This is a genomic window from Xenorhabdus mauleonii (genome assembly GCF_900113945.1).
GTDB lineage: Bacteria > Pseudomonadota > Gammaproteobacteria > Enterobacterales > Enterobacteriaceae > Xenorhabdus > Xenorhabdus mauleonii.
In genome coordinates this window covers 1-20,416 of sequence record NZ_FORG01000012.1, presented here as the reverse complement: position 1 = coordinate 20,416, position 20,416 = coordinate 1, and the positions used below count along the sequence as shown (strand labels likewise).

Sequence of the window (20,416 nt, the reverse complement as noted above, 5' to 3'; positions counted from 1 at the left end):
TTTGTTAACTTCATTAATAAATCATTATTTCCTGCAATAGCCTGCTACCGAAAAACGCGAGAGTCAGAATAAACGCGCCAATCAGATTAAACCAAATAACGCGTTTGCCGCGCCAGCCTTCATGGTAATGCCCCCAAAGCAAAATGACGTAGACAAACCAGGCGATGATAGATAATACAGATTTGTGAATATTTTCTTTACTGAAAATATCATCCATATACATGATGCCTGTACATAAGGTCAATGTTAGTAAAATTACACCAACTTGGGTAATGTGGAACATTTTTCGTTCAATTACCATCAAGGGGGGTATCCCGGAAGTAAAGGTGAGCTTTTTCTTTTTAAGCCGATAATCCAACCAGCCCAGCTGTAATGCATAAAGGGCAGCGATAAGCAAAGTCGCATATCCAAGTAATGCCAGCCCAATATGAATGAATAGTTCAATACTGGCTTCAAGATGGGTAATAAATTCACCCGGCATCATACTGGCCAATATCAAATTTATCATGGCAAAGCTGTAAACGATGGGCAGCAAAAACCATGCCCTGCCACGGAAAGCGACGATTGTCATAATGATGGACATCAGCAAGCTGACAATTGAACCTAAATTCAATAGAGTTAGATTTTGCCCGCTGCTGACATGAAATACTTGGTATTTCAGTGCAATTGCATGGGCAATTAACGCTAATGCTGCGAAAAAAAGCGCCAGCTTTTGATAATTGTTTTGTTGGCGAGATAGACCCGGCACGATGAGCGTCAGGCTAATGAGATAAGCAAGTAAGGCAATGATTGAGAATACCAGCATAACGTTTATCGTTTTCGCAATAGTGTGTACCCTTTATTTTTCAAGCCGTAGCGTTTTGAAATCTATTGGGTATGGATTGAACTTAAAATTTAAGTATACCGTTAGCTGGGGTAGCCTCCAACCGTTGTTAATCATACTTGGGAATCTCTTTGCAGAGATCATACGATCATCGTGTTATAATTCGTAAAATTTGCCATACAGGTAGACCCACTTGTAGATATCTGAGCTGAGACAATGTTTGATAATTTAACTGACAGACTATCGCGCACACTGCGCAATATCAGCGGTCGAGGACGGCTGACTGAAGATAATATTAAAGATACGCTGCGCGAAGTTCGTATGGCTTTGCTCGAAGCAGATGTTGCCTTGCCTGTTGTGCGTGATTTTATTTCACGAATCAAAGAGAGTGCAGTGGGGCATGAGGTTAACAAAAGCCTGACCCCAGGACAGGAATTTGTCAAAATCGTTCAGAATGAATTGGTTAAGGAGATGGGAGAGGTCAACAGTGAACTGAATCTCTCTGCCCAGCCTCCAGCCGTTGTTCTGATGGCAGGTTTGCAAGGTGCTGGTAAAACAACCAGTGTTGCCAAACTAGGCAAACTGCTAAAAGAAAAAAATAAGAAAAAAGTTTTGGTTGTTTCTGCTGACGTTTATCGTCCGGCGGCCATTAAGCAACTTGAAACTTTGGCTGAAACGGTTGGAATTGATTTCTTCCCTTCCGACCCACAGGAAAAACCTGTTGATATCGTCAACAAAGCTATCCAACACGCTAAACTGAAATTCTATGATGTGCTATTAGTCGATACCGCAGGCCGTCTGCATGTCGATGAAGCCATGATGGATGAAATCAAAGCAGTTCACGCTGCCATCAAGCCTGTTGAAACGCTGTTTGTTGTTGATGCGATGACAGGCCAAGATGCGGCAAATACCGCAAAAGCCTTTAATGAAGCTTTACCATTAACAGGTATTGTTCTGACAAAAGTGGATGGTGATGCCCGTGGTGGTGCCGCACTTTCCATTCGCCACATTACTGGAAAACCAATTAAATTCCTCGGTGTTGGTGAAAAAACTGATGCGCTGGAACCTTTCTACCCAGACCGTATTGCATCCCGTATTCTGGGCATGGGAGATATGCTTTCATTAATCGAAGAAATTGAAAGCAAGGTTGACCGTACTCAAGCGGAAAAATTGGCATCAAAACTGAAAAAGGGTGATGGATTTGATTTAAGTGATTTCCTTGATCAGCTAAAACAGATGCGTAACATGGGGGGAATGACCAGCATGTTAAGCAAAATGCCAGGAATGTCACAGATCCCTGATGCGGTCAAATCTCAAATGGACGATAAAGTTTTGGTTAAAATGGAAGCGATCATTAATTCCATGACCCGCAAGGAGCGGGAAAAACCAGAAATTATCAAAGGTTCCCGTAAACGCCGCATTGCTACGGGATCGGGCACGCAAGTTCAGGATGTCAACCGCTTGCTGAAGCAGTTCGATGAAATGCAACGCATGATGAAGAAAATGAAAAAAGGCGGTTTGTCCAAAATGATGCGTGGCATGAAAGGCATGCTTCCACCAGGATTTATGGGGCGGTAATTGACAAAATTTCGAAAGAAAATGTTCTTTGGATTGCTTTTTGCGCCAAAGTGAGTAAAATTTTCGGGCTTTTAAATGGACAGCCGGACTCCGTTCCTCGATGGAGTCTGGTTGTTTTGCTAACTAATGAGGATGTTATGGTAACAATTCGTTTAGCTCGTGGCGGCGCAAAAAAGCGTCCGTTCTATCAAGTAGTAGTGACCGATAGCCGCAATGCGCGTGATGGTCGCTTCATTGAGCGTGTTGGTTTCTTCAACCCAATCGCTTCAGGAAATGCAGAAGCTCTGCGTTTAGATCTAGACCGTATCGAACACTGGGTTGGTCTGGGTGCATCTGTGTCTGATCGTGTTGCTGCACTGATCAAAGACGCTAAAAAAGCAGCTTAATCTGTCACGGTGGTAACAATGAGCAAACAATCTGGCCTGAAGCACCCTGTTGAGCCAATCGTATTGGGAAAATTAGGGTCAGCGTATGGCATTCGTGGTTGGCTCAGAGTTTTTTCTTCCACCGAAAATGCCGAAGACATTTTTGAATATCAGCCGTGGTTTATTCAGCGTTCTGGACAGTGGCAACACATTGAGCTGGAAACTTGGAAACACCATAACCAAGATATTATCGTCAAAATCAAAGGTATTGATGATCGGGATGCTGCGAATTTATTCACTAATTGTGAAATAGTGGTGGATTCGAATAAATTGCCAGAACTGGAAGGCGGTGATTATTACTGGAAAGACCTGATTGGTTGCCAGGTAATGAGTACTGCGGGTTATAACCTTGGCATCGTTGATGACATGATGGAAACGGGTTCTAACGATGTGATGGTAATCAAAGCAAACCTGAAAGATGCATTCGGTATCAAGGAACGGTTGGTTCCGTTTCTTGATGGGCAGGTTATCAAGAAAGTCGATCTCGCTACCAAAACTATTGAGGTAGATTGGGATCCTGGTTTTTAATCTCCGGTAAAAACGGTTTAAATGAGTGGGACGCAGTATGTGGATTGGGGTTATTAGCCTGTTTCCTGAAATGTTCCGCGCAATAACCGATTACGGGGTAACTGGTCGGGCAGTTAAGAATGGCCTGCTCAGTATCGATTGCTGGAGTCCTAGGGATTTTACCTACGACAGGCATCGTACTGTTGATGACCGTCCTTATGGCGGTGGTCCAGGCATGCTGATGATGGTGCAACCGTTACGGGAAGCCATCCACGCAGCCAAAGCTTCGGCAGGTGATGGCGTAAAAGTGATTTATCTTTCACCTCAAGGGCGCAAACTCGATCAACAGGGAGTTTGTGAACTGGCAACAAATGAGAAGCTAATTCTGGTTTGTGGCCGTTATGAAGGTATTGATGAGCGTGTAATCCAAACCGAAATTGACGAAGAATGGTCTATCGGTGATTACGTTCTGAGCGGAGGGGAACTTCCCGCAATGACAATGATAGACTCTATCTCCCGGTTTATTCCAGGGGTTCTAGGGCGTCAGGCGTCAGCGGAAGAGGACTCTTTTGCTGATGGATTGTTGGATTGTCCTCACTATACTCGCCCTGAAGTACTGGATGGAATGGAAGTTCCCCCTGTTTTATTGTCGGGAAACCACGCCGAAATTAATCGCTGGCGAATGAAACAATCGCTTGGCCGAACTTGGTTACGAAGGCCCGAACTTCTAGAAAGCCTAGCTCTGACTGACGAGCAAAGGATGTTGCTATCTGAATTCCAAAGTGAATATCAAGATGAAGCAACAAATTAATCCAGATATGTCCTGTAAAGGAATGTCTTTGATATATCAGTTTACCTAGGGTAAGAGAGTTATTATGAGCAACATTATTAAACAACTTGAACAAGAGCAGATGAAGCAAGACGTACCTTCATTCCGTCCGGGTGACACCGTGGAAATTAAGGTATGGGTCGTTGAAGGTTCTAAAAAGCGTCTGCAGACATTCGAGGGCGTGGTTATTGCGATTCGTAACCGCGGTCTGCACTCTGCATTCACTGTTCGTAAGATTTCTAACGGCGAAGGTGTTGAGCGCGTATTCCAGACTCACTCCCCAGTCGTAGACAGCATCAACGTTAAACGTCGTGGTGCTGTTCGCAGAGCTAAACTGTACTACCTGCGTGAGCGTTCTGGTAAAGCGGCTCGTATTAAAGAGCGTTTGAACGCAAAATAATACGCTTTCGCTACATCCGAAAGTTATCGTTAAAGGCCAGCAAATTTGCTGGCCTTTTTACGTTTTTACCAACGTAACTACAATAAATAACCCGCCTTATGAAATCCAGTATGGGAAGTATTTCAACAAGCGGGCTATTAGGTTTCTGCTTTTTAATCTAATTTCTTATTACATCAATGTGTTAACTAAAATATATCCTACTGCGCAAGCTCCGCTGACACCAATCAGCCCCGGTATGATAAAGCTATGGTTGATAATGAATTTCCCGATTTTTGTTGTGCCTGAACGGTCAAAACCGATGCAAGCAAGATCGCTTGGATATGTAGGCAAAACAAAATACCCATAAGCTGCAGGGAAGAAAGCAATCAGCAGTTTGGGGTCAACACCCAGTTGCAATCCCATTGGCGCGATAGCTGTTAAAGCCGCAGCTTGGCTATTAACCAATTTTGATACTAAAAAAAGCACCAAAGCATAAGTCCATGGCTGTGCTTGAACTACGTCTTCCAAGACCAGTTTTAAGTCACCTAAATGCGCGTGGAAGAACGTATCGCTCATCCATGCCACGCCAAAAACAGAAAAAATTGCAACCATGCCTGCTTTGAATACGGCACCATTGGCAATTTCGTTGGCTTTGACTTTGCATACCATTAACATAATGGAACCAGCAATGAGCATCATCATCTGGATCACTAGATTCATGGAAAGAGGTTTTAAAGTCCCTTTTGATTCGAAAGCGGGGCGGAGGTCTGTACATGCACCGAATAAAACCACAACTGCAATTGCTGCAAAGAAAATCCAAGTAGCCCAATAAGCTTGTTTAGGAAATACTTGATCCAACAACGTTTCTGAACCACCGTAAATAAATTCACGCTGTTTGGGATCTTTGATTTTTTCCTGAAATTCTTCATCCTTATCAAGATCTTTTCCGCGATGCAAACTCCATAGTGCAGCAAGTAATATCCCAGTCAGTGACGCTGGTATTGAAACTGCCAAAATTTCCAAGATCCCATAAGCTTGGCCGATACCATGATTGGCTGCAATAATTGATACTAAAGAAACAACGGCAACGGAAACAGGGGAGGCGGTGATTGCCATTTGTGATGCGACAGAGGCAACTGCCATCGGGCGTTCAGGACGAATACCTTTTTTCAAGGCGATATCACCGATGATGGGGAACATGGTATAAACGACATGCCCCGTGCCACAAAGGAAAGTGAGCGTCCACGTTGTCAAGGGAGCTAGAATGGTTATATGTTGTGGATGACGACGCAAAAGACGTTCTGCAAATTGCATCATAATATTGAGCCCGCCTGCTGCCTGTAAAACAGATGCACAGCCAATCACAGCAAGAATAGTAAGCATGACATCAACAGGAGGCTTACCGGGTTCTAAACCAAAAATAAATGTCAGTATAAAAAGCCCTATACCGCTGATCAGCCCTAATCCCATCCCCGCATAACGCGTACCGATCAATAAGCATATAATTATTATGGCAAATTGCAGCGTTATCATATCTGTCCTTAATGAATGATTAAAAATAAATAAAAGCGGCAATACAGATTTAGCCTGCATCACTTTCGCTTTGTATCCTTCAAATTGCAGTTAACAATCCGCGATTCGAAATCCGTTGGGCTTAGTATTCTCTATAAGTATTTTTTTATAGTTTCATAAAAATATTAAAACCACACATTAATATTATTAGAATCTGGTTTTAAAAATGAGAGTTAGATCTTGTTTTTTACTATATGATTTTTAAAATAAATACATATATGTAGCGGACTTTGTCTTATGGTTAATGGAATATTTCCTTTGTGAATGTAATTGTTAACATTGCATAATTAAAATATTATTTTAAATTTTACTTATATGTTATTTGATTGAACTAGATATAAAGCAACCTATTGAAATTTATATAGTGTGATTGATGAATTAATTGGCATGTAAACATTTATTTACGATTGATTCATTTATTTTACACTTATGGATTGAATTCTTTACGATGCGTGGTATGTTATCCATTCAGACACATGACAACATAAACAGACATAATTAGGCAGGTAGAGAAATGATCATGCAAAAAGATGCACTTAATAACGTTCATATCCTTGATGAACAAGTTCTTATCACACCGGAAGAACTGAAACAAAAGTACCCACTGAGTCGCAACGATCTGCATGCCATCACAAACGCACGAAATACTATTGCTGATATCATTCAGCATCGTGATCCTCGTTTATTAGTGGTATGCGGTCCATGTTCAATTCATGATGTGGATGCCGCTCTTGATTATGCTCGTCGTTTGAAGGCTCTTTCTGCTGAGTTGAGTGATTGTCTGTATATAGTTATGCGTGTCTACTTTGAAAAACCTCGTACAACGGTTGGTTGGAAAGGTTTAATCAGTGATCCTTACATGGATGGCTCGTTTGATATGGATGCTGGGTTACATATCGCTCGCGACTTGTTATTGAATTTAGTCAAAATGGGGTTACCACTGGCGAATGAAGCACTCGATCCCAATAATCCGCAATATTTAGGTGATTTATTCAGTTGGTCAGCAATTGGCGCTAGAACAACGGAATCTCAAACGCACCGCGAAATGGCATCAGGTTTATCTGTATCGGTTGGGTTTAAAAATGGGACAGACGGAAATTTGAATACCGCAATCAACGCCATGAAAGCGGCTGCAATGCCTCATCGTTTTATGGGCATTAATCAGTCAGGCCAAGTTTGCTTACTGCAAACTCAAGGTAATCCGAATGGGCATGTTATCCTGCGTGGTGGTGCGGAACCCAATTACAGTGCTGAACATGTTGCTGACTGTGAGCGTCAAATGCTTAAAGCTGGATTGGCGCCATCACTGATGATTGATTGCAGTCACGGTAATTCCAACAAAGATTTTCGCCGGCAGAGCATTGTTGTTGATTCTGTTGCCGAGCAAATTATGGCCGGAAACCAGTCTATTATTGGTATTATGCTAGAAAGCCATATTAATGAAGGTAACCAATCCTCTGAGCAACCCCGCTCTGAAATGAAATATGGTGTTTCAGTGACTGATGCTTGCATTGATTGGCAAACAACGGAGCAGGTTTTAAGAAAACTACATCAACAAATTGCTCCGCATTTGGCAAATAAGAACGTCGTAATGGAAAAAGCAGGGTAATCAAGATGGCTACAGAATTGTCTGAACTGAGGGAAAAAATTGACGAAGTAGACAAAGAGTTGCTGACTTTGCTCGCAAAGCGCATGAATTTGGTCGCACAAGTTGGAGAAGTAAAAAGTCAGTTTGGTTTGCCTATCTATGCGCCAGACAGAGAAGCCTCCATGCTGGCTTCTCGTCGGCAGGATGCAGAAAAAATGGGAATTCCACCTGATCTCATTGAAGATATCTTGCGTCGCATCATGCGAGAGTCTTATGTCAGCGAAAACAATAAAGGCTACAAAAAACTATTCCCACATTTGGGGCCTGTCGTTATCGTCGGTGGTTCAGGCAAAATGGGAAAACTGTTCAACCGTGTATTGACCCTGTCTGGTTATGAGGTCAGGGTGCTTGAGGCTAATGACTGGGATAAAGCTGAATCTATATTGGCTGATGCAGGTATGGTGATTATCAGTGTTCCTATTCATTTGACAGAGGAAGTGATTCGTCGTTTACCTCCATTACCGAAGCAATGCATTTTGGTCGATTTGGCTTCTATTAAGCACAGGCCTTTAAACGCAATGCTTGAAGTGCACCAAGGGCCTGTTTTAGGGCTGCATCCTATGTTTGGGCCAGATGTCGGTAGCTTTGCCAAACAGGTTGTTGTGTATTGTGATGGGCGCCAACCAGAAGCGTATCAATGGTTTTTGGAACAAATCGCGGTATGGGGCGCGCGTTTGCATCAAATAAACGCAGAAAAACATGATAAAAATATGGGCTTCATTCAAGCTCTGCGCCATTTCACAACATTTTCTTATGGAAAGCATCTGGCAAAAGAAGGTGTTGATTTACAGCAATTGCTTTCATTGTCTTCGCCTATCTATCGATTGGAATTAGCGATGGTGGGAAGATTGTTTGCACAAGACCCTCAGTTGTATGCTGATATCATTATGTCCAGCCCTGAGAATATTGAATTGATACGCAGCTATCACCAAAGTTTTGGCCAGGCTTTGGAAATATTGGAAAATCAAGATAAAGCCGCTTTCATTGCCAGTTTTAACCAAGTAAGTGAATGGTTTGGTGAAGAAGCAACTCGATTCATGAAAGAAAGCCAGGTTCTTTTACAACAGGCCAATGACAGCAGAATATAATCCATTGATAAATTGGATATTGAAACCGGATGTTTTCATCCGGTTTTTTTATGGGTACGCCGAGCATGGTGTGTAGCGCTGTTTGTTACCGGTGGTGGTTAACAGACGATTCGAGGGTAAAAGCCTTCAGCAGCATCAATGTTTGCCCAAACCACGGAGACCGTTCGCTTCCATGAAAGTATTCAAATTGAACTTTCCTTAAAAGATGCAGATGCAAGATTCTTGTCATGTAGAATCTCTATGAAAAAACGCTGACATTAACCAATTGGCATTGAGTAAAAATACGATAGACCGGCATTTTTAATGCCCGCTAATTCCAAATTGATCACAAAGAGTTTGAATGGTGATTTTTATTCAACTATCTAAATTTTATTTATCTTAATTATTTTTGGAATAGAGTCTATTATTAAGTAATGTTCATTACTGACTATCCATTGTAAATAAATTACATTAGATAATATTTAATTATATTTGCTATTTTTTATTTATAGAGTAAATTTATTTAATGCAATGTATAGTAGTGAATTTATTCTGTAATGTTTCATTTTAAAAGTATTTTACTTTTGATAAAGGGTTATTTACTGTAAGGCTGCTTCTATTCTAATAACATAAGTAACTTGCAAATATGACAACAAATACACTCCCTAAAAAAAAGGGCTTCTTAAATCGTGTTGAGCGCATTGGTAACGTTATGCCCGATGTCACAATGCTATTTATTTATGCTCTGATCATCTGTTGGTTTTTATCTTACCTACTTTCATTCGTGGATTATGATTATTATCACCCAGTGTCGAAAGAAAAAATCTCTGTTGTAAATATGTTTCACTATGAAGAAATCATATTATTCATTACTTCGGCAGTGAAAAGTTTTATTAATTTTCCTCCACTCGGAATAACTATCGTTGCAACATTGGGGATTGGGATTGCTGAAAGTAGCGGCTTTATTAATACCGCATTGAAAAAAATGCTTTCGTTCATCTCTCCGAAAATGCTGGCACCAACTATTGTTTTTGTGGGAATAGTGTCACATCTCGCATCAGATTCAGCCTATGTGATCCTTATGCCCGTTTCTGCCATGATGTTCTACGCTAGCGGCCGCCATCCATTAGCAGGTATAGCCGCAGCATTTGCGGGGCTGGCGGGAGGCTTCACTGCAAGCTATACGCCGTCAATCATTGACCCAATCATGCAGAGTTTTACGCAAGATGCGGCACAGATGATGGCACCCGGTTATAGCGTTAACGTACTGTGTAATTACTTTTTCAGTTTGGGCGGCACATTTGGTGTTATTTTTATTTGCTGGTTTATTACTGAAAAAATTGTTGAGCCTTGGTTAAATAAAAACTGCCCAATTACAGAAAATGATGTTGATACTGACGCGGAAAAAAATTTAAGTAAGATTTCACCTATTGAGCACCGCGCATTCCGTGTTTCTGGGTTACTTCTTTTAGCATTAGCCGTAGGGTTATTTGCTCTGTTATGGCCTGAAAACTCGCCGCTGCGGGGGCCGGATGGTAGTTTGACAAGCCCGAAAGCACCAATTATGCAAATTGTTGTACCCTTATTATTTCTGTTCTTTGCTATTCCTGGGATTGTTTATGGCTATATGACCAAATCTTTCACTTCGACAAAAGATGTAGTGAAAGCGATGGAAAATATCACGAAGTCATTAATCCCATTTATTGTTTTTGCTTTCTTTGCAGCGCAGTTCCTTTATTCATTCCAACATTCAAATCTTGGTACATTATTGGCACTGTCAGGGGCTGAGTTATTACGTACATTGGATATGCCGGCTGGGTTGACAGTATTTGGTGTCATTTTGTTAACTGCAATATTGAATATTATGATCACATCAGCAACCTCTAAATGGGCAATTATGGCGCCAGTATTGGTTCCAATGTTAATGGCGGTGGGTATTTCACCTGAATTAACTCAGGCAGCATTCCGCGTGAGTGACTCTGCGATGAACGTTAGCACGCCAATGTTCCCGTTCTACCCACTGATCCTGATGTATTGCCAAAAATACTATAAAAATGCGGGTATCGGGACACTGTGCTCCATGATGATACCGTTTACTGTAGGTCTGTTAGTGATTTTGACTGCAACGCTATATGTGTTCTGGGCATTTGAAATTCCAATTGGTTTTGACAGCGGTTACACATGGCAGCCTGGGTCGTAATCGGGCTGTATAGTAAGGAGGAATAAAAAAATGAATGAATTAGGCAAACAACTTGAACAGCGTTTTTTTCGTTACCTTGCGATTGAAAGCCAAAGCAATTCCGCGAGCACGGTCGTCCCAAGTACGGAAGGGCAGCGTGACCTTGCAAAACTTTTGGCCAAAGAACTTGAAACCTATGGTTTAACAGACATTTATATCGATGAGCACGCTATTTTGTATGCAGTTCGTCCGGGGAATAAACCATCAGCTCCAAAAATTGGTTTTGTCACTCACTTAGATACCGTTGATGTGGGGCTTTCACCCGTTATCAAGCCGCAAACTTTAAAGTATGAAGGCAAAGATTTGTGCTTGAACATACAAGAAGACGTGTGGTTTAAAGCGGATGAGCATCCAGAAGCAGCTCCATATATTGGTGAAGAGATCATTTTCAGTGACGGCACCAGCGTGCTGGGGGCAGATAACAAAGCAGCAGTCACTGTCGTAATGGAATTAATGGATAAACTGCAAAATGCCGATTTTGATTGTGGCGATATCTACGTTGCATTTGTTCCTGATGAGGAAATTGGCCTGCGTGGCTCTAAAATCATGGATCTGTCACGTTTTAAAGTCGATTTTGCTTACACCATTGACTGTTGTGCGCTAGGTGAAGTGGTTTATGAAACCTTTAATGCGGCTTCCATTGAAGTCACTATTAAAGGCGTGACCGCACATCCAATGTCAGCAAAGAATGTAATGTTAAACCCAATTCGGGTGGCACATGACTTTATTGGCTGCTTTGACCGCTTTGATACGCCAGAGCACACAGAGCACCGCGAAGGTTATTTCTATGTCACTGACTTGGTTGCTAACCCAGATAACGCAAAAATCAAAATGGCAATTCGTGACTTTGATCGTACAAGCTTCGATGCGCGTAAACGTTATATCGGTGAAGCAATTGAACTTATCAGAGCACGCCACCCACGTGCGAAAATCGATTTCAAAATTGAAGATGTGTACAGCAACATCAGTGATTCGCTCGGTGATGACCGTACTGCCATTGATTTAATTTTCGATGCACTGAAAGTACAAGATGTTGAGCCTAATGTTATTCCAATGCGCGGTGGTACGGATGGTTCTGCGTTATCCGCTCGCGGTGTTCTGACACCCAACTATTTTACGGGGGCCCTGAACTTCCATTCACGTTTTGAATTCTTACCAATCCGTTCTTTCGAGAAAAGTTATTTGGTTTCAGAGACGATTTGCCGTTTAGTTGGGCAAAAATAACCAATTATCTGTAATGGTCCGCGTTAGCAGAAGCGCAGTATATGGCGCCTGCGTACGGTGCTGTAAGAGGATGGCGGGAGTGCTCCCGCCTCCGATGCGATCAGAGAGTTAAATGGGATCGATAGGAACGACATTTTCTGATGGATAGCACCCCAGAACTTTCAAAAAGTGGGTAATTTCTGTCAATTCTTTAAGGGCTTGTTGCAAATTCATGGAGCGAAGATTGTCTTGTACATCAATATAAAACATTTCTTCCCACGGCTTGCCATTTATCGGGCGGGATTCCAGTTTTCTCATGACAATATCATGTTTTTTCAGAATCATGAGCGCATCAACCAAAGCCCCAGCTTGCTGCCCTGTTGACATAATAAACGTGGTTTTGGCCGGAACTTGCTCCGATACATCAATAGATTTACGAGCCACAACAATAAAGCGAGTGCTGTTGTCTTGCTGGTTTGCCAGATTATTTTCTAGAACGTGTAACCCATAAAGGGCACCACCAGCTTCACTACCGAGTGCAGCCACTTCCGGCGAGTTGAGTTCATCTACTTTCTGCATGGCAGCAGCCGTACTTTCACAATAAATAATATTCCAGTGAGGGTATTTATTGAGATATTGGTTACATTGCTGGAAAGGTTGAGAATGGCTATAAACCGTTTTTATTCTGGAGATATCAGTCTGTTCAGTGACTAATAAACAGTGATTTATCGGCAGGGTCATTTCCCCGACGAGGGATAAAGGCGTATGTTGCAATAGGTCATAAACTTCATTTATTGCCCCAGAACTGGTATTTTCCAGCGGCAAAATGCCGTAATCGGCTTGGCCAATTTCAACCAATGAAAAAATATCCGCGAATTTGTGGCAGCTGCATTCAATTAACTGATTAAAGTGGCGGGCGGCAAATTGGCGGGCGGCGATATGGGAATAGGAACCTTTTGGGCCCAGAAACGTAATACGGGCGGAATCGTAAGGGGTTTGATTCAGATGCTGCTGTAACAGTGCTTGTTGAGTGAGAACTGAGTCCTCAATGATCATCTGGAATAGCCGTGTAATATAGAATCCGTCTAATCCACGGTTTTTACCTTTAGCGATTAGTACATTCAATAGCTCTCGTTCACGATTTTTATCTCGGATAGGGCGATGGTCAAGCAGTTTGGTCTGGGCGATACTGCTCGCCAATTGGCGGCGTTTGGCAAGCAAATCCAGTAGCTCTGCATCAATACTACTAATTTGTTCTCGTAAATTAACTAAATCTTGTTCCATAGTATGTTCCTGACATTCTTATTATGGGCATAGCTTGTTGTGGGATAGCTTGCGTATTGTGGATATGAATATGGCCTGTAAAACAAAAAAACCTCCCGTTGCTAGGGAGGTTTTTTTGTTCGTCTGTCTATCTTTCTTCTCAAACAAAAAAGCCTCCTCGTGGGAAGGTAAAAAAGAAAAATAAGAAAGACAAAGTGTTAGTCATTTGGTTTGTTTGCACATTAATTTATGATTTCAATAATGTACTTTAATTAACCTATTTAGAGATGAGTGTCAACAGAAGGCTTTTGCTTCTTTCATTTTTCACATCATCGCAGCTTTGCTGGATATTTTGTTTATAGACAAAATATAAAAACGCGCTCATTGAGCGCGTTAGGAATGGAATAACGTATGATTATACTTCCAGATTGAGATTGGAATCTTTCACACTATTATCTGCGCGGCGAGCCTCAGACTTGTGTTGCACTTTATTGAGCTGACGCTCTAATTTCGCTAATAGCTCGTTAATAGCCGCATACATATCTTCATGTTTGGCACTGGCAACCAATGTTCCGTTTGGCGTACCAATAGTGGCATCAACCAGAAATCCTTGCGGTTCTTTTGAGAGTACGATATGTGGATTAATTAGATTGACTTGCCATTTGCCCAACTTATTTAGACGGTCTTCCACATGGCTACGAATTGCGGGGGTAATTTCCATTTGTTTGCTGGTAATGTTTACTAACATATAGTTACCTCTTGAATGTTGCTCCGTCTTCGATGAATTCAGCATACCGCTCTTTGGCGTAAAAAGAATGATCTAAATCACTTTTATCGGGTGATTTTGGAAGTTAGTGACAGAACTGTGATGCTCAAAAAAGTTATGGAGAATATTTGTTGCTAAGTGGGGAATTATGCGTCATTATCGGTCAGTTATGGTATTATAAAAATCAGTGATAATTGCTCATTGTTAGTTATTTTTGGTGCGAGAATTTTAAAAAAGCATAACGTACATGTCCTTGGTTTCTTGTCTGAATGGGATAAAAAAACAACAAAAAGGCAAGGGCCCAAGTCTGATAACAATTAAATTCAGCACAAAAAAACAGCAGCCAAATGGCTGCTGTTTTTGATCATATCCAAAGCTTATATAGCTAGGTAGCCGGATTTTAAAGAGGATTCGCTGTAATAAGTTGTGCTACCTTATCTGCTTCAGCTGAAAGACCAAGCTTTTTGTAGGCTGATTCCATATAAGGCAGTGCTTCCCGTGTTGCTGGAGCGTCAGGATAATCTCGCAGCATCTGCTCTACTCGGTTGACAACAGCCACATAAGCGCTGCGCTTAGTGTAATACTTCACGACAGCAAGCTCATATTTGGCTAAACGTTCTTTGAGGAATACTAAACGTTGAACGGAATCGGCAGAATATTTGCTATTTGGATAATAGCTGACGAGCTGATTGAAATCACGGAATGCGGCACGGGCATGTTCAGGATCGCGATCTGAACGGTCAATGCCGAAAAAGCCCTGTAGGGCACTATCATCCAAAGCTTGTGATACCAATCCACGCATATATAACACATAATCAATGTTTGGATGGGTTGGATTCAAACGCATGAAACGATCAATGGATGCAAGTGCCAGTGGAAATTCAGCAGATTTGTAGTAGGCATATATCAAATCAAGCTGAACTTGCTGAGAGTAAGGACCAAAAGGATAACGGGTATCAAGAGATTCTAATTGCTTGATAGCCACTTTATAGTTACCTTCTTGCAGTTTTTCCTGCGCGGTTGAATAAATTTGAGATGGCGGGATGTCAGGAACAGCATCCTTATTGCTGGAGCATCCAGATAAAACCAGGCTCAATGTGGTCGCTGCCACCAGATATTTCATGCGAATCATCACGTGTTGATTATCCTCTGAGTGTTTTCTGGGAGACTGTCCATGAAGCTCCCGGCAAAATATAGGGTTACAATAGCACACTATTTTAAATGAAACGGCTTCGCCGTCAAAACTCAACGTAAAATATAGAAGTTATATATGGCACAACAAATCCGACTTAACGCAACAGTCGCTGAATCTCAGCTTGGTCAACGTTTAGATCAAGCATTAGCTGAATTGTTTCCCGACTATTCAAGATCACGTATAAAAGAGTGGATCTTGGATAATAAAGTTCAAGTTAATGGCAAATTAATTAGCAAACCCAAAGAAAAAGTCCTGGGCGGTGAAGAAATTGCCATTGATGCTATCATTGAAGAAGACTCGCGTTGGGAACCTCAGAATATAGAACTGAATATCGTCTACGAAGATGATGACATTTTGGTAATCAATAAACCACGTGATTTGGTGGTTCATCCGGGAGCAGGCAATCCTGATGGCACAATATTGAATGCCCTATTATACCGTTATCCTGAAATTGCGGATGTACCGCGTGCAGGTATCGTCCATCGCCTTGATAAAGATACGACGGGATTAATGGTTGTAGCTAAAACTGTACCAGCGCAAACTCGCTTGGTGGAATCTCTGCAATTGCGTGAAATCACCCGTGAATATGAGGCTATTGCTTTGGGATGCATGACTGCGGGGGGAATGGTTGAAGAGCCTATTTCTCGTCATCCGACCAAACGAACGCACATGTCTGTACATCCTATGGGGAAACCCGCCGTTACCCATTATCGGGTTATGGAGCATTTTCGCGCGCACACTCGTTTGCGCTTGCGTCTGGAAACGGGCAGGACACATCAGATTCGTGTACATATGGCACATATCAAACATCCTTTGGTTGGTGATCCCCTGTACGGCGGGCGTCCTCGTCCCTTAAAAGGCGCTTCAGATGAATTTCGCGAAGTAATGCGCAACTTTGACCGTCAGGCATTGCATGCCACCATGTTACGCCTTTACCATCCGATCTCTGGCATTGAAATGGAATGGCATGCTCCATTACCGGATGACATGGTTCGATTGATTGAAGTAATGAAAGCAGACGCTGAAACTTTCAAAGATGAAATGGATTGGTAGATAAATGACATCACTGATTTTTCCTGATTGGCCACAACCTGAGAATGTTGGTGCTTGTAGTTCAACTCGTATGGGAGGTGCAAGCCTCCCACCCTATGATAGTCTTAATCTGGGAAGCCATGTTGGAGACGAGCCGGAATGTGTAGAGCGAAATCGAAAACTTTTGGTTGAATACGCTCAACTACCACAACAGCCAATTTGGCTGGAGCAAGTACACGGAACACGCGTTGTTACCCTCAATGGTCAACCTCTGGAAAATAATCAGGCAGATGCCGTTTATACAAATACCCCAGGGCAAGTTTGTGCCGTTATGACAGCAGATTGCTTGCCTGTTCTATTTTGCAGTATTTCCGGAGATGAAGTCGCGGCAGCCCATGCGGGGTGGCGTGGGTTATGTGCCGGAGTACTGGAGAATACCGTCTCCCAATTTAATGCAAAGCCTCAAATGATACGAGCTTGGTTGGGGCCAGCCATTGGTCCAGAGAATTTTGAGGTAGGCAGTGAAGTCAGGGCTGCCTTTATCGCAACCAACTCTGATTTGGAACAAGCTTTCACCCCTTGCGGTGATAAAAATGGTGATAAATATCTGGCAAATATTTATTTACTGGCTAGATTAAAATTGCAGTCTCTTGGAATAACAGACATTTTTGGTGGCACCGCATGCACTGTTGCAGAGGAAAATACGTTTTTTTCCTATCGTCGTGATGGTGATACTGGACGAATGGCAACTTTAATTTGGTTGCGATAATCTAGTGACCAGGACGATCTCTGGCGTGTAGCGGTAAGTTTCCAATTAACTTTTCAGAAGGCCTTGAATATTTAAGGAATGACCTTATCTAGTCTCCAGTAGCAAATTCTGACCAGTATTGGAGGTGTTATGCGTCTGGATCGTCTTACCAATAAATTCCAGCTTGCTCTCGCTGACGCCCAATCCCTTGCATTAGGGCGTGATAATCAATTCATAGAACCCATCCATTTAATGAGTGCGTTGCTCAATCAAGAGGGGGGCTCCATTCGTCCTCTGTTGACATCGGCAGGAGTGGATACGGGCAGTATCAATAATCAAATTAATCAGGCCCTGGACCGATTGCCGCAAGTAGAGGGCAATGGTGGTGATGTTCAGGTATCCAATGAACTGGGCCGTTATTTAAATCTGTGTGACAAGCTTGCGCAAAAATCAGGGGATAACTTTATCTCCTCAGAGCTTTTCATTCTCGCAGCGATAGATGAGCGTGGAACATTAAGTGACATACTGAAATCGGCTGGTGCAACAAAAGATAAAATCACTAAGGCAATAGAACAAATGCGCGGTGGTGAAAAAGTGAATGACCAAGGCGCAGAAGATCAGCGTCAGGCATTAAAGAAATATACAATTGATCTGACGGAACGTGCAGAACAAGGCAAATTAGACCCAGTTATTGGTCGTGACGAGGAAATCCGCCGCACGATTCAGGTATTGCAGCGTCGGACTAAAAACAACCCTGTTCTTATTGGTGAACCCGGGGTTGGGAAAACAGCCATAGTTGAAGGTTTGGCACAGCGTATAGTTAATGGTGAAGTTCCTGAAGGGCTCAAAAACAAAAGAGTTCTGTCCCTTGATATGGGGGCGCTATTGGCTGGTGCAAAATATCGTGGTGAATTTGAAGAACGCTTGAAAGGTGTTTTGAATGATCTCGCGAAACAGGAAGGCTCTGTCATCCTGTTTATTGATGAATTACATACCATGGTCGGCGCAGGTAAAGCAGAAGGTGCAATGGATGCCGGTAATATGCTGAAACCTGCTTTGGCTCGTGGTGAACTGCATTGTGTTGGTGCAACAACACTGGATGAATATCGTCAATACATTGAAAAAGATGCGGCTTTAGAGCGTCGTTTCCAGAAAGTTTATGTGGCAGAGCCTACCGTTGAGGACACGATTGCTATTTTACGTGGTCTTAAAGAACGTTATGAGCTGCATCATCATGTACAAATCACTGATCCGGCAATCGTTGCCGCTGCAACATTGTCTCATCGCTATATCTCAGACCGCATGTTACCGGACAAAGCCATCGACCTGATTGATGAGGCCGGGGCAAGTCTGCGTATGCAGATGGATTCTAAACCTGAATCATTGGATCGTCTGGAACGTCGTGTTATTCAATTAAAACTTGAACAACAAGCATTGAAAAAAGAATCTGATGATGCCAGCAAAAAGCGTCTGGAAATGCTAAATGACGAATTAACAGAAAAAGAACGTGAATACTCTGAACTGGAAGAAGAGTGGAAAGCAGAAAAAGCAGAACTCAGTGGCACTCAGAATATTAAAGCTGAGTTAGAAAATGCGCGCATTGAATTAGAAAAAGCCCGTCGTAGTGGCGACTTGGCGAAAATGTCTGAAATTCAATACGGAAAAATTCCGGAACTGGAAAAGCGGTTGGGAATGGCAACAGCAACAGAAAGTCGCCATATGAAACTGCTGCGCAATAAAGTGACGGATGCAGAAATCGCTGAAATACTTGCTCGCTGGACTGGAATCCCTGTATCCAGAATGTTGGAAAGCGAAAAAGATAAATTGCTGCGTATGGAACAAGAGCTGCACAAACGCGTGATTGGCCAGAATGAGGCTGTGGATGCCGTATCAAATGCAATTCGTCGTAGCCGAGCTGGGTTGTCTGATCCTAATCGTCCGATTGGTTCTTTCATGTTCTTGGGGCCAACAGGGGTAGGTAAAACAGAACTGTGCAAGGCGCTGGCTAATTTCCTGTTCGACAGCGATGACGCCATGGTGCGTATCGACATGTCGGAATTTATGGAAAAACACTCCGTTTCAAGGCTGGTGGGTGCGCCTCCAGGATATGTAGGATATGAAGAAGGGGGATATTTGACAGAGGCCGTGCGTCGCCGCCCTTATTCAGTCATTTTGCTGGATGAAGTAGAGAAAGCGCATCCAGATGTTTTCAATATATTGTTGCAGGTATTGGATGATGGCCGTTTGACTGATGGCCAGGGAAGAACGGTTGATTTTCGTAATACAGTTGTGATTATGACTTCTAACTTAGGTTCGGATATGATCCAAGAACGTTTTGGGGCACTGGATTATACGGGAATGAAAAATATGGCGATGGAAGTTGTTGGTCACCACTTCAGGCCTGAGTTCATTAACCGTGTTGATGAAGTTGTCGTGTTCCACCCATTAGGAAAAGAACATTTGGTATCCATTGCGGATATCCAGTTGCAACGTTTGTATCGTCGTTTAGAAGAACGTGGCTATCAAGTCGTTATGACTTCCAGTGCATTGGAAAAATTGAGCGAAGCGGGTTTTGATCCTGTTTATGGTGCTCGCCCGTTAAAACGAGCAATCCAACAAGAGATTGAAAATCCTCTGGCTCAACAAATTCTTTCTGGCACATTGATTCCTGGCAAATTAGTAACGCTGGACCTAGAAAACGATCGTATTGTTGCAAGACAATAAAAGAGTTTCTTAAATTGTCCGCAGTATAAAAAGATGTCTTTAGATGAAAAGGGGTGCAAAAAGCACCTCTTTTTTCTTTATTGTGGGTCGAAAATACATCAAATTAGGTGTTTTTGCGGGATATTTGAACGGTTGGCATTTTTTTCAAAAAAAACTATTGTCACATCCGTAAAACTCCCTATAATGCGCCACCACTGACCGACGCTGAGCTGAAGCAAGCCGCCGAGGGCAGTCGGAGAAAAGCGAAAATAAACGCTTGACTCCGGAGGCGAAAAGCGTAAGATACGCAGCCTCGCAACCCGGAACAAACTTCCCGGTTGCCCCGCTCTTTAACAACTGAATCAGACAATCTGTGTGGGCACTCGCAAGACACTATCCAACGCCGAAAGGCGAAAAGATTAAAAAAGTCTTGAAGAGT

17 protein-coding genes and 1 other annotated feature are annotated in these 20,416 nt (G+C 42.5%); of the genes, 12 read left to right on the top strand and 5 right to left on the bottom strand.

The annotated features are described in order from the left end of the window. Positions 1-13 precede the first annotated feature (13 nt). A complete protein-coding gene (locus tag BM100_RS12640; protein ID WP_092511482.1) occupies positions 14-805 on the bottom strand; it encodes a cytochrome C assembly family protein in 792 nt (263 codons plus the stop codon). A 234-nt stretch (positions 806-1,039) separates the two neighbouring features. Between BM100_RS12640 and ffh the strand changes: the two genes are divergently transcribed. The 5 genes from ffh (at position 1,040) to rplS (ending at position 4,562) form a co-directional block, all read left to right on the top strand. Beyond that, positions 1,040-2,401: a signal recognition particle protein gene (gene ffh / locus BM100_RS12635; RefSeq protein ID WP_092511480.1), complete on the top strand. Its 1,362-nt coding sequence runs from the start codon at positions 1,040-1,042 to the stop codon at positions 2,399-2,401. Between the two features lie 137 nt (positions 2,402-2,538). Next, on the top strand, positions 2,539-2,787 hold the full coding sequence (gene rpsP, locus BM100_RS12630) for a 30S ribosomal protein S16 (RefSeq protein WP_010845359.1): 249 nt from the start codon (positions 2,539-2,541) through the stop codon (positions 2,785-2,787). Between the two features lie 18 nt (positions 2,788-2,805). Continuing rightward, entirely contained in the window at positions 2,806-3,354 is a 549-nt protein-coding gene (rimM, locus tag BM100_RS12625; protein WP_092511478.1) for a ribosome maturation factor RimM, read from the top strand. 37 nt (positions 3,355-3,391) lie between these two features. Then, positions 3,392-4,144, top strand: a complete 753-nt coding sequence (gene trmD / locus BM100_RS12620; protein ID WP_092511476.1) for a tRNA (guanosine(37)-N1)-methyltransferase TrmD — start codon at positions 3,392-3,394, stop codon at positions 4,142-4,144. Between the two features lie 64 nt (positions 4,145-4,208). Next, entirely contained in the window at positions 4,209-4,562 is a 354-nt protein-coding gene (gene rplS / locus BM100_RS12615; RefSeq protein WP_092511474.1) for a 50S ribosomal protein L19, read from the top strand. Positions 4,563-4,730: 168 nt separating this feature from the next. Here rplS and BM100_RS12610 read toward each other — a convergent pair whose 3' ends face one another. Continuing rightward, a complete protein-coding gene (locus BM100_RS12610) occupies positions 4,731-6,074 on the bottom strand; it encodes an anaerobic C4-dicarboxylate transporter (protein WP_092511645.1) in 1,344 nt (447 codons plus the stop codon). A 553-nt stretch (positions 6,075-6,627) separates the two neighbouring features. Here BM100_RS12610 and BM100_RS12605 point away from each other — a divergent pair. From BM100_RS12605 to pepT, 4 genes are all read left to right on the top strand, one after another. Beyond that, entirely contained in the window at positions 6,628-7,722 is a 1,095-nt protein-coding gene (locus BM100_RS12605) for a 3-deoxy-7-phosphoheptulonate synthase (protein ID WP_092511472.1), read from the top strand. 5 nt (positions 7,723-7,727) lie between these two features. Continuing rightward, complete coding sequence (tyrA, locus tag BM100_RS12600) at positions 7,728-8,849, top strand: bifunctional chorismate mutase/prephenate dehydrogenase (RefSeq protein ID WP_092511470.1); 1,122 nt, start codon at positions 7,728-7,730, stop codon at positions 8,847-8,849. A 625-nt stretch (positions 8,850-9,474) separates the two neighbouring features. Further along, complete coding sequence (locus BM100_RS12595) at positions 9,475-11,028, top strand: AbgT family transporter (protein ID WP_092511468.1); 1,554 nt, start codon at positions 9,475-9,477, stop codon at positions 11,026-11,028. Between the two features lie 30 nt (positions 11,029-11,058). Continuing rightward, on the top strand, positions 11,059-12,291 hold the full coding sequence (pepT, locus tag BM100_RS12590; protein WP_092511466.1) for a peptidase T: 1,233 nt from the start codon (positions 11,059-11,061) through the stop codon (positions 12,289-12,291). 108 nt (positions 12,292-12,399) lie between these two features. Here pepT and pheA read toward each other — a convergent pair whose 3' ends face one another. The 3 genes from pheA to bamD form a co-directional block, all read right to left on the bottom strand. Then, positions 12,400-13,554 (bottom strand): bifunctional chorismate mutase/prephenate dehydratase, encoded by a 1,155-nt coding sequence (pheA, locus tag BM100_RS12585; protein ID WP_092511464.1) that lies wholly within the window; start codon positions 13,552-13,554, stop codon positions 12,400-12,402. Between the two features lie 81 nt (positions 13,555-13,635). Then, positions 13,636-13,760: a sequence feature (Phe leader region), on the bottom strand. A 188-nt stretch (positions 13,761-13,948) separates the two neighbouring features. After that, positions 13,949-14,281, bottom strand: coding sequence for a ribosome-associated translation inhibitor RaiA (gene raiA, locus BM100_RS12580; protein ID WP_092511462.1), 333 nt, complete (start codon positions 14,279-14,281; stop codon positions 13,949-13,951). A gap of 418 nt (positions 14,282-14,699) precedes the next feature. Further along, positions 14,700-15,422, bottom strand: a complete 723-nt coding sequence (bamD, locus tag BM100_RS12575; RefSeq protein ID WP_175494955.1) for an outer membrane protein assembly factor BamD — start codon at positions 15,420-15,422, stop codon at positions 14,700-14,702. Positions 15,423-15,569: 147 nt separating this feature from the next. Here bamD and rluD point away from each other — a divergent pair, with 147 nt between their 5' ends. The 3 genes from rluD (at position 15,570) to clpB (ending at position 19,998) form a co-directional block, all read left to right on the top strand. Then, positions 15,570-16,547 carry a 23S rRNA pseudouridine(1911/1915/1917) synthase RluD gene (rluD, locus tag BM100_RS12570; protein ID WP_092511458.1) on the top strand — a complete coding sequence of 326 codons (978 nt, stop codon included), beginning with the start codon at positions 15,570-15,572 and terminating at the stop codon, positions 16,545-16,547. A gap of 4 nt (positions 16,548-16,551) precedes the next feature. Next, complete coding sequence (gene yfiH / locus BM100_RS12565; protein WP_092511456.1) at positions 16,552-17,295, top strand: purine nucleoside phosphorylase YfiH; 744 nt, start codon at positions 16,552-16,554, stop codon at positions 17,293-17,295. A gap of 129 nt (positions 17,296-17,424) precedes the next feature. Beyond that, positions 17,425-19,998 (top strand): ATP-dependent chaperone ClpB, encoded by a 2,574-nt coding sequence (clpB, locus tag BM100_RS12560; protein WP_092511454.1) that lies wholly within the window; start codon positions 17,425-17,427, stop codon positions 19,996-19,998. The last annotated feature ends 418 nt before the right edge of the window (positions 19,999-20,416 follow it).